General features: G+C 55.3%; 10 protein-coding genes. 8 read left to right on the top strand and 2 right to left on the bottom strand.

From position 1 onward, the window contains the following. The first annotated feature begins 158 nt into the window (after positions 1 to 158). Positions 159 to 2,267 carry a collagen-like triple helix repeat-containing protein gene (locus tag MKY86_RS19730; protein WP_340827351.1) on the top strand — a complete coding sequence of 703 codons (2,109 nt, stop codon included), beginning with the start codon at positions 159 to 161 and terminating at the stop codon, positions 2,265 to 2,267. 119 nt (positions 2,268 to 2,386) lie between these two features. On the opposite strand, the gene MKY86_RS19725 is transcribed toward MKY86_RS19730, so the two are convergent. Beyond that, positions 2,387 to 3,436 (bottom strand): serine hydrolase domain-containing protein, encoded by a 1,050-nt coding sequence (locus MKY86_RS19725; RefSeq protein ID WP_076086877.1) that lies wholly within the window; start codon positions 3,434 to 3,436, stop codon positions 2,387 to 2,389. A gap of 245 nt (positions 3,437 to 3,681) precedes the next feature. On the opposite strand from MKY86_RS19725, the gene MKY86_RS19720 reads away from it, so the two are divergent. The 4 genes from MKY86_RS19720 (at position 3,682) to MKY86_RS19705 (ending at position 7,204) form a co-directional block, all read left to right on the top strand. Continuing rightward, positions 3,682 to 4,632, top strand: coding sequence for a DUF1177 domain-containing protein (locus tag MKY86_RS19720; protein WP_076086874.1), 951 nt, complete (start codon positions 3,682 to 3,684; stop codon positions 4,630 to 4,632). 102 nt (positions 4,633 to 4,734) lie between these two features. Beyond that, entirely contained in the window at positions 4,735 to 5,403 is a 669-nt protein-coding gene (locus MKY86_RS19715) for an AroM family protein (protein ID WP_076086871.1), read from the top strand. Positions 5,404 to 5,421: 18 nt separating this feature from the next. Further along, positions 5,422 to 6,366 (top strand): aminopeptidase, encoded by a 945-nt coding sequence (locus tag MKY86_RS19710; protein ID WP_076086868.1) that lies wholly within the window; start codon positions 5,422 to 5,424, stop codon positions 6,364 to 6,366. A gap of 181 nt (positions 6,367 to 6,547) precedes the next feature. Next, on the top strand, positions 6,548 to 7,204 hold the full coding sequence (locus tag MKY86_RS19705) for an aspartate/glutamate racemase family protein (protein ID WP_076086865.1): 657 nt from the start codon (positions 6,548 to 6,550) through the stop codon (positions 7,202 to 7,204). A gap of 909 nt (positions 7,205 to 8,113) precedes the next feature. Here MKY86_RS19705 and MKY86_RS19700 read toward each other — a convergent pair. Next, a complete protein-coding gene (locus tag MKY86_RS19700; RefSeq protein ID WP_076086938.1) occupies positions 8,114 to 9,307 on the bottom strand; it encodes an IS256 family transposase in 1,194 nt (397 codons plus the stop codon). A gap of 613 nt (positions 9,308 to 9,920) precedes the next feature. Here MKY86_RS19700 and MKY86_RS19695 point away from each other — a divergent pair. From MKY86_RS19695 to MKY86_RS19685, 3 genes are all read left to right on the top strand, one after another. Continuing rightward, positions 9,921 to 11,447, top strand: coding sequence for a PucR family transcriptional regulator (locus MKY86_RS19695; RefSeq protein WP_076084340.1), 1,527 nt, complete (start codon positions 9,921 to 9,923; stop codon positions 11,445 to 11,447). A gap of 241 nt (positions 11,448 to 11,688) precedes the next feature. Then, a complete protein-coding gene (locus MKY86_RS19690) occupies positions 11,689 to 12,699 on the top strand; it encodes an ABC transporter permease (RefSeq protein WP_340827350.1) in 1,011 nt (336 codons plus the stop codon). Positions 12,700 to 12,729: 30 nt separating this feature from the next. Beyond that, a complete protein-coding gene (locus MKY86_RS19685; protein WP_036727473.1) occupies positions 12,730 to 13,626 on the top strand; it encodes an ABC transporter permease in 897 nt (298 codons plus the stop codon). The last annotated feature ends 59 nt before the right edge of the window (positions 13,627 to 13,685 follow it).

The following is a 13,685-nucleotide window of genomic DNA, read 5'->3' as shown; positions in this document are numbered from 1 at the left end:
AGCAATTGAATTTAGCATGAATATGATAGACTACATACTATTTTATTACCGGATTCATATGGAAAGAACCGATAGGTTCTGGATGAATGTGTAGTTCATTTATAAAGATGATTCTTAAAGCGATGGAGCAGCTAACTTCTAGAGAAGGAGGCCAGGGAATGGCGGTATGGAATACGGGGCCTATTGAGAATAATGCTGTAAACGGCTCAAGACCAACGATATCATCGACTGTAATAATCGCCAATCAAAGTACAACCCAACCCGTGATCGTCTTAACACAGGGTTACAATCTCAGTGGGATGAGATCATTGTTTATCTTAAGCCAGGATGAGATTCTACCCAATACGGTGATTTCCAGAGATTATTACAGTAATCTTAATTCCTTTGAATTTGTATTTACAATCACTGGTGGAGCTGTTGATAACACGGAAATATCTGTATGGGGAAAAGGAAGTTCAGGACAGCTAACTACCCCACATCGCTTAGTTTCTGCAGAATTACTAGGTTATTCTGGAGGGGCGGGTGTGACAGGGGCAACGGGAGCGGCTGGTGTAACTGGAGCCACCGGAGCGACAGGCTTGACGGGAGGAACGGGAATCACCGGGGCGACAGGTGTAACGGGAGCGACTGGAGCGACTGGAGCAACCGGAGGAACTGGAGTTACGGGAGCCGCCGGAGCCACCGGAGCAACTGGAGTAACGGGAGTAACCGGGGCAACTGGCCTTACGGGAGCAACGGGGGCAACGGGAGCAACGGGTGCAACCGGAGCAACTGGAATTACGGGGGCAACGGGGGAGACCGGGACCACAGGTGTAACAGGAGCGACTGGAGCTACGGGAGCAACCGGGACCACAGGTGTAACGGGAGCGACTGGAGCAACCGGAGCAACTGGAGTAACGGGAGTAACGGGAGTAACCGGGGCAACTGGAATTACGGGGGCGACGGGAGAGACCGGAACCACAGGTGTAACGGGAGCGACGGGAGCAACTGGAGTTACGGGAGCCACCGGAGCAACTGGAGTAACGGGAGTAACGGGAGTAACCGGGGAAACTGGAGTTACGGGAGCAACGGGAGCAACCGGGGCAACTGGAATTACGGGGGCGACGGGAGAGACCGGGACCACAGGTGTAACGGGAGCCACCGGAGCAACTGGAGTAACGGGAGCAACGGGTGCAACCGGAGCAACTGGAATTACGGGGGCAACGGGTGAGACCGGGACCACAGGTGTAACGGGAGCGACTGGAGCCACCGGAGGAACTGGAGTTACGGGAGCCACCGGAGCAACTGGAGCAACCGGAGTAACGGGAGTAACCGGGGCAACTGGAGTTACGGGGGCGACGGGAGAGACCGGGACCACAGGTGTAACGGGAGCGACTGGAGCGACTGGAGCGACTGGAGCAACTGGAGTAACGGGAGTGACCGGGGCAACTGGAGTTACAGGAGCAACGGGGGCAACGGGTGCAACCGGGGCAACTGGAATTACGGGTGCAACGGGAGCCACCGGAGCAACTGGAATTACGGGGGCAACGGGTGAGACCGGGACCACAGGTGTAACGGGAGCGACGGGAGCGACTGGAATTACGGGGACCACAGGTGTAACGGGAGTTACGGGAGGAACGGGAGCCACCGGGGCAACTGGAATTACAGGGGCGACGGGAGAGACCGGAACCACTGGCGCAACAGGAGTCACTGGAGCAACTGGAGCTACAGGAGCAACCGGAGCAACCGGAGCAACTGGTGTAACAGGAACAACAGGAGTTACCGGAGTCACAGGAGTGACAGGCGCAACCGGAGTAACAGGAGCGACAGGTGTAACGGGAACAACAGGAGTCACTGGAGCTACAGGAGCAACCGGAGCTACGGGTACACCTACACTGGCATTTACCAACACTACAGGCTCAATAGCTATCTATCCTCCTTTGAATACAGAAGTCGTTGTTGTTTCGGTGACTCAGAACGAAGTGATCTCTCAGCAGCTGAAAATTGATTACGCTATATCATTAGAAGCGATCACTTCGTCCAACTGGTCACTTGTTGCTGAACTTCGTATCTACCGCTCTGCGACTTTGATCTCTACCAGAACACTTAACCGTAGCGGAAATGCATCGGGAACGCAACGTTTTCCGATTGCGGACACTTATGTTGATACAGCTCCGGCTACTGCTTCTGTATCCTACCAAGTTCGTGCAATTGTTACTACGGATGCCAATATAACCTCAGCAACAGTTATCAATCGAAATCTCAATATTATTACGTTCACACCCTAATCCCACTCCACCTAGCAGATTAAAAGTAAAATAGCCTTAGCCCAGAAACTGAGCTAAGGCTATAAGCGTATCTGAGGACAATTGAATCATACTCCGTAACTTCTAAACGGAACATACCGCTACCCCACCGGCAGATAGCCCTCCATAGCGGACATCATCGTGTAAGCCCCGTTACTCTTGTTACAGAGAGCAGTAATCGTTAGGCCACGTTCGGGATAGTATGCGGAATGGAAGCTAATCCCGGGATCGTAGCCCATGATATGGTACTTAAGCACCTTTTCGCTGGGGCCGGCTTGTATCCACACGCCATAACCGTAATAACTGTCCTTTCGCTCATAAATATGCGGTGTCAGCAGCAGAGCCGTGGTCTCTGCCTGTAACAGCTTGTGTTCAAGCAAGCCGCTCCACAGCTTATGCATATCCGCCGCCGTAACAAATGCCCCCCCGTCCCCGCCTCCGACCACCGGAATGGAGTAGATGTTGCTGGTCTTTTTCCCATTGCTGCTGTCGATGTATCCCTGAGCGGTGTGGGCCGGAAGCGCATCAAGCGCGAAGTAACCGGAATCCTTCATCCCGCAAGGCAGGAAAATATGTTGTTCTACATATTCCGTGAACGGTTGCCCGCTGACGGCTTCTACGAGCATAGCAAGCATGATATATCCTGCATTGTTATAGTGAAACCGCCCGCCTGGGACGAATTTCATAGGAAGTCCAGCAAACAGAGGAAGGAAATCCGCAGGCCGCCTCAGCGTGTACATCGGGGTCTCCTTCCACAGTGCCGCGAAATCCTCCATCTCTTCTTCATCGAAGTAATCCGGTATGCCCGAGCTGTGAGTCAATAGTTGATGCACTGTGATTGCCGGGTCGAACATTGGGAATTCCTGCTTCGGCAGAATGTCCAGTATTTTGGCGTCAAAAGAAAACAAACCCTGCTCTGCGAGCTGGCAGACCGCAATGGAGGTAAATAACTTGCTGCCGGAAGCGATGGCGAAGCGGGTGTGGGCCTGGTTGAGCCGTACGTCCCCGATATTAGCTATCCCAAAAGCTGCCGCTGCAAGGATATGCTCCTGTTCCGTCACTTGTACGACCCCTGAGAACCCCGTCCGCCGGGCCTCTTCACTGATAATCTGGACCAGCTTGTCCTTATTAATCTGATGTGCAGGCTTCATCCTATGAAGCACCTCCTGTCTGAAAATAAGCACCATTACCCTGTTATATTTCGCTGCTTGGGAGAATTAACCTTTATTCATTGGCGGTAAGCCGTAAGAGTGTACTCTGCGCGTAAGGTTTATCTGCAAAGGACAAGAAATGCTGTTCCAGTTTGGCAGGACGGTACATTGTGGACATTTTGCCGGATGAGATAGTATAAATGCAAACATGACAAACATGAGCATGCATCCGGGGAGGAATTAGAATGGCACTTCATCAAACGATTACAGTCTTGAACGCACTGGACAGCGCTTATGTTAACGGTAAGCAGGTCAAGCAGTTATTCGCAGAATATCCTGCGGTTAAGGTTGAGATTCAGAAGGTGGAAGGGGAGAAGGGCAGCACAGAATTCGTCAAAATCACGATCCCGGGCAGCGAAGGCAAGCTTGGCGGCGGATCTGCCCCAACGTTCGGCATTGTCGGCAGACTGGGGGGGATCGGGGCGCGCCCGAGCCGAATTGGCCTGGTCTCTGATGCAGACGGTGCGGTAGCGGCGATTGCTTCTGCGCTGAAGCTGGCAGACATGCAGACCAAAGGGGATGTGCTGCTGGGAGATGTGCTGGTGACCACCCATATTTGCCCGGATGCGCCGACCCTGCCGCACGAGCCGGTGGATTTTATGGATTCCCCTGTTGATATTCTGCAGATGAATGAGCATGAAGTGCTGCCGGAGATGGAAGCGGTTCTATCGATTGATACGACCAAAGGCAACCGTGTGGTTAACCACAAAGGAATCGCCATCTCGCCGACCGTTAAAGAAGGCTATATTCTGCGGGTCAGCGAAGATTTGCTGCGGATCAAGGAAATGACGACCGGGCAGTACCCGGTGACTTTTCCGGTGACGACTCAGGATATTACCCCTTACGGCAACGGGCTGTATCATATCAATTCCATTCTTCAGCCTGCGGTAGCTACCTCTGCTCCGGTGGTGGGCCTCGCGATTACTGCCCAGTCTATGGTTCCGGGTTGTGGTACCGGTGCCAGCCATGAGGTGGATATTGCTCAGGCGGTGCGTTTTGCTATCGAGACGGCCAAGGAAGTAACGCAGGGGACATGCTCCTTCTACAACGAAGCAGAGTTTGCGAAGATTACCGAGCTGTACGGCTCCATGAGCGTGCTGCAGACGCTGGGCAAACCGGCAGTCACCTCTCAATAACTGGATATTGGTATTGCAGGTAGGCGCTGAATTTCCTTCAGCGCCTGCTCTGCAATCACTGGGGGTAGCAGAAGCAGGCAAGACAGCAGAGGAGGGAAGCGCATGAAGAATATCGGGCTGATTACGATTGGGCAAGCACCCAGGCAGGATGTCGCGCCCATCATTGAGAAATATCTGGAAGGCAAGGCGGGACTGGTTCAGTCCGGGGTGCTGGACGGGTTCACGGCTGAACAGGTGCGTGAATTCTACAGTCCAGGGCCGGGAGAGTATGTGCTGACCACCCGCATGGCGGACGGGTCCGCTGCGGTAATCTCGCGGGAGCGGATACAGTCCGTTCTCCAAGGGAAGATTGATGCTATGGAAGCCGCTGGGATTCGGACGATCCTGCTGGCGTGTACGGGAGTTTTTCCGGGACTGCATACGTCTGCTGCCCATCTGATTGAGCCGGACCGGATCATTCCTCCGGTCGTGCAGGCGATGCTGGACGGGCGTCGTCTGGGACTGATTGGCCCTTTGCCGGAGCAGGAGGACGCAATGATTGAGAAATTCGCTGGCGCCGGAGCCAGGCTGCCGTTCGCTGCGGCTTCACCTTATACGGGTACGGAAGCGGATTTTCGCGCCGCAGCAGAGCGTCTGAGCGGTCATGCGGATGTGTTAGTGCTTGACTGTATGGGATATGTGGAGCAGCATAGACAGTGGGCGGCCTCCGCAGGAGTGCCCGCCGTGCTGTCCAATGCCCTGATGGGCAAGCTGATAGCAGAAATGGTTTAATCCCGGGAGGAAATGAAGATGAGTGAAGCAAGAATTGGAATTAGCATGAATGTTCTTAAGGATTGTCTCGGGCTTGCCAGCGGAGAACTGCTGGCTGTAGTAGCCGACGATGATAAGCGTGATCTGGCCGAGTCGGTCTATGAGGCGGGCAAAAGGCTGGGAGCGGAATCAATGCTGCTGGTTATGCAGCCGCGGAGCAGATCGGGGGAGGAGCCTCCGGCTCCCGTTGCCGAAGCTATGGCTAAGGCAGATGTGGCCGTATGCATCACGACCCACTCGATGACACATACGGCGGCGCGTAAGCAGGCAGCCGCAGCGGGAACCCGGGTAGCGACCATGCCGGGGATCACCGATGATATGTTCAGCCACGGCGCGATCACTGCGGATTATGGGCAGGTGAAGGCGCTGACCGAGCAGGTCGCTGCGCTGTTGTCTGCGGGCAGCCGGGTGCGTGTGGAGAAGGAAGGGATGGTTCTTAGTTTCTCTATTGACGGCCGGGATGGCATCCTTAGCACCGGATTATATCTAAATCCGGGAGAGTCAGGCAATCTGCCCTCCGGTGAAGCTTATATTGCACCGCTGGAAGGCACAGCTAGCGGCCAGATTAAGGTGGATGGCTCGGTAGCAGGGATTGGCGCACTGGATGGCCCGATGGTGCTGACCGTGGAAGATGGACGGCTGATCCATGCCGGCGGGGAGCATGGCGGCAAGCTGCTGGACATGCTTGGCGATGGCGATGGTCGGCTGCTGGGTGAATTCGGCATCGGGACCAATAACAAGGCCCGGATTACAGGCGTGGTGCTGGAAGATGAGAAGGTGTACGGGACGATCCATGTTGCTTTTGGCAGCAATAATACGTTCGGCGGGGTCGTTGCGGCTGGCGTGCATATTGATGCTGTGGTCATGAAGCCGGATGTGTATATCGACAACAAGCTGATTATGCAGGCTGGGGAACTACTGTAAGCAGAATGGAAGCTGCTGATTGCAAGGTTAAATAAGCCGCACCACAGATTTGGACGGTGGGCGCAATCGCCACTGTAGTGAACCTTTGGATTTCCGGCTGCTATTGCTGTTTACGGTTGAAATAGGGCGGCTGGTTATGCTTTTGCGGTAACTAAATCAAGGCGGATCAGGAGGAGACAGGATGCTTGGAATCATACGTGTTATTACATTGCAGGAGAGCTCTGCAATTCAGTTACATGGGGATCTAATTGAGCGGCGGTATGGTCTGCCGGTGATGAGCCGCTGCATCCCGGATCAGCCTCAGGGTGTGTATGATGCGCAGACAGAGGCGGAATCCATTCCGAAGATTATAAGGCTTGCCGGGGAACTGGAGCAGCAGGGATGCACGGCTATCGGCATCAGCTGTGCTGCCGATCCGGCACTCTTGGAAGCCAGAGCAGTGGTGAATGTTCCTGTGCTGGGAGCGGGCTCCTGCGCGGCCCATATGGCTATGGCTTACAGCAACCGGGTGGGGGTGCTGACGATTCTGGAAGAGGTGCCGCCGCTTATCCGCAGCATTCTCGGCGATGCCTACGTTGGCATGGACCGCCCCGACGGCGTGACAACCACGCTGGATCTGAACACACCCGCCGGACGCGCAGGCGCGCTTGCAGGTGCTGCCCGGCTCGTAGAACGCGGCGCCGAAGCCCTTGTGCTGGCGTGCACAGGCTTCGCCACCATCGGCCTGGCAGCGGAGCTGGAAGAACAGCTCGGCATTCGGGCGTTCGATCCCATACTCTGCCTTGGTGCCGCTGCTGCTGCGTCAGCCTCTGGTGCAGGAGCTGTGCATCGCATATAGAATGGCATTTTGTGTTGGGCAGGCTTTGCAATTTGCTGAGACCCGCCGTTGCTGTGAGTGTGGTGCAGACTACGTGTATAGGCGATGTGTGGCAAGTAATGCGTGAAAACTAATGCGTGAAAACTAAGGTGCGGCAAACTAATAGCTATGATTTCCTTAAAGCGTTCCCCCTGGCTCAGGCCCGGGGGGCGCTTGTTTGTGGTTATAGGGGATTAGAGGAGCACAAGTGCCCCTGAATTCGGCGTAAGCGGGCAAAAGGAGCGAATGAGGAGCATTAGTGCCCCTGAATTCAGCGAAAGTGGGCAAAGGGAGCGAATGAGGAGCACAAGTGCCCCTGAATTCAGCGAAAGTGGGCAAAGGGAGCGAATGAGGAGCATTAGTGCCCCTGAATTGGGCAGATTGACTATGGGGGGAGTATTGGCGGGGGAGAGCTTTGGGGAAGCAGGAGAGTGGGGCGGCGTGGATGAGTATCTTTTGAGTAACATTTGGCATTTATTGTGTTCAGTGAATGGGAGGGGAGATAAATTAGGGAATAGTTAGTTACAGATCCGTTGAATCGTTAAGCTTAGCCGTACTGAACAGAATAGTTAGTGAGGAGAGCAATCTGGTAAATTATAGTTGGTCAGGTACATAGGGAGTATGATGCAGCGCTATGGAATGGGAAATAGCCAGAAGGTGTAGAGTAACTAATTTGGTTAGAGCACTTAGCCATAGGTAACATATCTGCATACATCTGCCGTTCGAAATCAAAGGGATAAATCCCTCTAAATCCGGTGAAACGTGCCCGCCGCCGGTAGCGTCAAGAAGTTTGTGTAAATGAGTAGAAGTACCTCCCCGGGGTTACGGGTTGGGGGTGTAGTGTTTCTGGGGGGAGGGGGAACCCCGACCCCCAGAAACTGGATTCATTAGTTACTCTTCTTCGGCTGTCGGCAACGAAGGGTAGCGGGCTTCATAGAGCTGGCTGAGCTTCTTTTTCACCGTGTCCACCCCAAAGCCAGGGGTGACTCGCTGTCCAAACCTTTCGTTGTAGCCTAACATCTCCAGATACACGATTTTTTCTGCCGCATCCATGTTGGTCAGACTATTCATCGGCTTCAGGCGTTTACGGATTTCCTTGTTCATTCGCTCGATGGGATTGGACGTGTAAATCGCTTTACGCATCGGTTCCGGGTACTTGTAGAACGTCAGTAACGTCGAAAGCTGCTCCTCCCAAGACCGCATTTCCTTCGGGTATAACGCATTCCACTTCGCTTTCACCGTGTCAAAGTTCGCCCGGGCCACGACCTCATCCGGTGCATCATACACGGTCTTCAGGGCTTTAATTACATCGGTTTTGTGCTCCACCCGGATTTTGGGTAACGTGGCTCGTACTTTGTGCACCACACAATGCTGCACATCCGCCTGCGGGTAGGTTTCTTTAAAGGCCGCATCTAGCCCCGGCAGTCCGTCAAATACACCTAGCAGCACTTCCTGGGCCCCGCGTGCGTACAGATCTTTGAGTACCTCCCGCCAGCCATTCGAGCTCTCTTGACCCCCCACGTAGAACCCCAGGATTTGACGCTGACCTTCTTCGTCGATTCCCATGGCAAAATAGACGACTTCGCCCCGGACCGTGCCCCGTTTCAGCTTCACGTACAGCCCATCTAGGTAAATCACAGAGTAGCGCTTGCTCAGCGGGCGTTTCTGCCACTGGTGAATGTCCTCCAGCACCGTAGCGGTGATGTTACTGATGGTGGTGGGCGAGTAATGGCTGCCGAACATGCTTTCAATAAACCGGGCCACATCTCGGGTACCCATGCCGGATTTATACATCTGGATCACCGCCTCCTCTAGCCAGCCCTCCCGCCGCTGGTACGGTTCAAACATCTGAGTTTGAAAGAGACCCTGGCGGTCCCGGGGAACCTGAAGATCCTCAATATGGCCGTATCTCGTATGCAGATCCCGTGTATAGTATCCGTTACGGCTATTGCTGGCACCGGCTTCTTCACTCGCCATAAACCCTTGGATTTCGGCACGCAGCAGCGATTCCATATTCTCTTTCATGAAGTCTTTAACAAGTTTTTCAAATAGATTATTTAGCATATGTTCGGGTACAATAGTCATCGAGTAGGGCTCCTTCTTGGTGTTGTGGTAAACCCGAGGATACCCTACTTTTTTGTTGCCTGGCTAGGCTCCAAATTGTGGTACACAACTTACTTTACGCCATCCCGCCGCCTGAAATCAAAGGGATAAATCCCTCTGAATCTCGCGAAACGCGCCCGCGGCCTGAAATCAAAGGGATAAATCCCTCTAAATCCGGCGAAACACGCCCGCCGCCTGAAATCAAAGGGATAAATCCCTCTGAATCTCGCGAAACGCGCCCGCCGCTCGAAATCAAAGGGATAAATCCCTTTGATCCGCCCCACGCACTCCTCAATCCACCTGTTCCTCTCACCAACTCCCCAATGGCCCTCTCTATCGCTCTCCTACGTCTCTCACCCCTTCCCACCGCCTCCCCCAGCAACCGCTTCCCATCCCTCCCATTCATCCAATTTCTTCCTAATGCGCTTTCACACCGAAAATCTGCCGTAACTGGATATCAATTTCCTGTGGCTCGGCGGGAATCTCTGATAAACTAGCGGGAACGCAAAAAGTCGGCTGGTGGCATTGTCATGGCATATTGGCATATTTCAGGAAAAATCATGAAATACTGAAGACAGCAGAGGGAGGCGGAAGGGTGAATACACGAGGAATTACGCTGCGGGAGCTAATGGAGCTCTCGGTTCTTGGGAAAGCGAAGGTCATCAGCGGGGAGCAGGGGCTGGACCGGGTGGTCCGGTTCGTGGATATTATGGAGGTTCCGGATCTGAAGGGCTGGATCAGCGAAGGGGTGATGCTGCTGACGACAGCCTATTCGATCCGCCATGATCCTTCGCTGCTGACTGAGGTGATCTATACGCTTGATAATCTGGGCGCAGCGGCGCTGGCGATCAAGCCGGCCCGCTTCCTGAAGGAGATCCCCCAGGGGGCCATCGAGGCCAGCAATGCCTGCGGTCTGCCGATTGTGGAGATCCCGCCCGAGATTCCGTACACGGATATCACCCAGCCGGTGATGGAGCTGCTGCTGGGACGGCAGGCGATGCTGCTGCGCCGGGCGGAGGAGGTCTACCGCACGCTGACCACCATGGTGCTGGAGAACAGCGGCATTCAGGCGGTCAGCGACAGTGTGGCCGAGTTCCTTAAGGCCCCGGTGGCACTCGTGGATACGGAGCGGAAGATTATCGTATCCTCCCCGGCAGACTATGACTGGACCCAGAGCGACTCTCCGCTTAGCTGGAACATCCATGTGGACCGCCGGACGGTCGCCCGGCTGCTCGTCGACAAGGAGCGGCTGGATGATATGGAGGAGGTGGGCATTGAGCAAGCCCGGCTTGTTTTTGCCCTTGAAATAATGCGGCGTAAGGTAGCCGAGGATACGGAATTCCGGCTGCGCGGCAACTTCATTGATGAGCTGCTGACCCCGCCGCTGCCGTCGAGGCATGAGGTGCAGCGGCGGGCCCGACAGCTCGGGATGAACCCTGAGCACAAGTGGGAGGTGGCCGTCATCGAAGGGGAGACGGCGCCGAGCGAGGAGACGGTGAACCGGCTGCTGGAGCGGGAGGCGAAGAAGCGCGGCGTCACGCCGCACGTCGAGTACCGTTCGAGCCGGGCGGTGCTGTTCCTGCCTACGCAGGAGGGGCGCAGGTTCACGCCGGGCGGTGACGCGGAGGAGCCGTGGGAGAAGACGCTGAGCGGCTGGCTACAGGACAAGGCAGAAGGCTTAAGCAGTTACCGCTGCGGTATCGGCACCTCGGAATATCTCTGGGACATCCACACCAGCTATAACGAGGCGCGCAAAGCACTGTCCATCTCCAGAAGACTCGGACAAGGCCCCGGCGGGATTACCCGCTACGAAGAGATGGAGGTCTATCATCTGCTGGAGGGGCTGGGCGGTCCGGGGTTCGAGAAGCTGTTCGAGCGCAAGCTGGGCAAGCTGCTGCAATATGACCAGGAGCATGACAGCAATATGCTGCTGACCTTCTATCATTATCTGGAGTGCCGGGGCAGTCTGATTGAGACGGCGAACAGCCTCTATATCCACCGCAACTCCGTCAAATACCGGCTGGAGCGGATTCGGGATATCACCGGCTTCGATCTGAATGATCCGCGCGAACAGTTCGTCTGCCATTTGTGCCTGATTTACTATTACCTCCAGGAAAAATAGGGCGCTTTGGAAGATTTCTGGAATGTCGTGTGAGTAAATCTAACATTCATAGTCCTTGATAGTGCACAATCGACAAACGGTTGTGCATTTTTTTAGCTGAACGGGACGTAGAGGGGCTGTGAAATTCTATGTAGAATTAGCTCAACACTTTAATAAGACACAGCATACACGTATTACCTGACATGAGAGCGGAATTCCGTCACAGAGGCACAGCAGTCGAAGTCGTAAGGGGGTTGATTCATTGTTTGCTTATACATTAAAAAGATTGGTGCAGATGATTCCAGCCTTGCTCGGCATTATCGTCATCACCTTCATTCTGTCGAGAGTCCTGCCGGGCGATCCTGCGATTATGCTGGCCGGAGAGCAGGCTCCGGAGGAGATTGTGAACAAGATCCGCCAGGATATGGGGCTGGACAAGCCGCTGTATATCCAGTTCTTCGCTTACATCGGGCAGCTGCTGCAAGGCGATATCGGCTATGCCTATCACACTGGACATTCGGTCGCCAGCGACCTGGCCTCACGCTTCCCGGCTACGATTGAGCTGACCCTGGCCAGCATCCTGATTGCGGTTCTAATCGCCATTCCGGTAGGCATTGTGGCCGCTACTCGTAAGGAATCGCTACTGGATCACATCTCGCGTGTATTTTCCCTGATAGGTGCTTGTGTGCCGATCTTCTGGCTCGGACTGATGTTCATCTATATCTTCTACTCCATTCTGGGCTGGGCACCGGCACCGATGGGCCGGATCAGCGGGGACCTCAACCCACCGGTGCATATCACCGGGCTGTACGTGCTGGACAGTATACTCTCCAGCGACACCGCTGCACTTAAAAGCAGCCTCGCGCATCTCGTGCTTCCGGCGATCTGCCTCAGTACCGGTACGATGGCGATCATCGCCCGGATGACCCGCTCCAGCATGCTGGAGGTGGTCGATCAGGACTTCGTCCGCACCGCCCGGGCCAAAGGGCTGCGGGAATCGGCCGTCATCTACAAGCACGCACTGGTTAATGCGCTGATTCCCACGCTAACGGTACTCGGACTCCAGTTCGGCTTCCTGATGGGCGGCGCGGTCATCACAGAGACGATCTTCTCCTGGCCGGGAATCGGCGGCTATGTCACCGACTCCATACTGGCAGCGGATTACGCGCCGATCCAGGCGTTCACCCTGGTCAGTGCCGTGCTCTACTGCGGAATTAACCTGGCGGTCGACCTGATCTACGGGTTCATTGACCCGAGAATCCGTTATGAATAGAACAGCTTGTGTGAGAGGAGGAGATTGCTTGTGAGCACTGCAGCACATTCAGCACAGGGCAGCCCGGCGAAGCCCGCACCGGCCAAGCCGCGGACCCTATTATCCCTGCTGCTGCACAACCGCCTGGCGGCCATCGGGCTGACCTTCATCCTGATCTGGACCGTGGTAGCCATTTTCGCCCCCTGGCTGGCTCCGCATGATCCGTTCGTCACAGATATGGCGAATAAGCTGCAGCCGCCCTCCGGCAGCCATTGGTTCGGAACCGACAACTTCGGCCGGGATATCCTCAGCCGGGTGCTGTACGGCGCACGGATCAGCATCTGGACCGGCCTGATCGCGGTCTCGATCTCCTTCCTGATCGGGATGCCGCTGGGCGGGATTGCCGCTTACTACGGCGGCCGGACCGGAACCATCATCATGCGGGTCATGGATGTATTGTTGTCCTTCCCGTCACTGGTATTGTCTATGGCGATTGCCGCCTCGATCGGCGCCGGACTCAGCAGCGCAATGATCGCCGTCGGCATTGTCGGCATTCCCGAATTCGCCCGGCTGATGTTCGGCCAGACGGTCTCTCTGCGGGAGAAGGAGTATATCGAAGCCAGCCGGGCCATTGGTGTGAAGGATAGAGTCATTCTGTACCGGCATATTCTGCCGAATGCTCTGGCGCCGCTAATGGTGCAGGCTACGCTCGGGATGGGCTTCGCCATCCTGACCGCGTCCAGTCTCAGCTTCCTGGGGCTTGGGGTCAGACCTCCGATTGCCGAATGGGGCGCGATGATCTCCGAAGGCCGGGAATATATCATTTCCGGGCAATGGTGGCTGGTTACTTTTCCAGGCCTCGGCATTGCCACCTCCATCTTAGGCTTCAACCTCCTCGGAGACGGCTTCCGGGATGTGCTTGACCCGCGGTTGCGTTCGGGGAAATGAGGCGAGCAGGGGGATTCCCCAAGGCCGCCCGTCCCGATAGAGATAGATAGATTAACGTC

Origin of the sequence: Paenibacillus sp. FSL R7-0333 (genome assembly GCF_038000365.1) — a bacterium.
GTDB lineage: Bacteria > Bacillota > Bacilli > Paenibacillales > Paenibacillaceae > Paenibacillus_AQ > Paenibacillus_AQ silagei.
This window is presented reverse-complemented; position numbering and strand designations above follow the sequence as displayed.

Excerpts from the sequence above, each read along its gene's own strand:
- MKY86_RS19730 (WP_340827351.1), top strand. The coding sequence starts at position 159 with ATGGCGGTATGGAATACGGGGCCTATTGAGAATAATGCTGTAAACGGC.
- MKY86_RS19720 (WP_076086874.1), top strand. The coding sequence starts at position 3,682 with ATGGCACTTCATCAAACGATTACAGTCTTGAACGCACTGGACAGCGCT.
- MKY86_RS19725 (WP_076086877.1), bottom strand. The coding sequence starts at position 3,436 with ATGAAGCCTGCACATCAGATTAATAAGGACAAGCTGGTCCAGATTATC.
- MKY86_RS19705 (WP_076086865.1), top strand. The coding sequence starts at position 6,548 with ATGCTTGGAATCATACGTGTTATTACATTGCAGGAGAGCTCTGCAATT.
- MKY86_RS19715 (WP_076086871.1), top strand. The coding sequence starts at position 4,735 with ATGAAGAATATCGGGCTGATTACGATTGGGCAAGCACCCAGGCAGGAT.
- MKY86_RS19700 (WP_076086938.1), bottom strand. The coding sequence starts at position 9,307 with ATGACTATTGTACCCGAACATATGCTAAATAATCTATTTGAAAAACTT.
- MKY86_RS19710 (WP_076086868.1), top strand. The coding sequence starts at position 5,422 with ATGAGTGAAGCAAGAATTGGAATTAGCATGAATGTTCTTAAGGATTGT.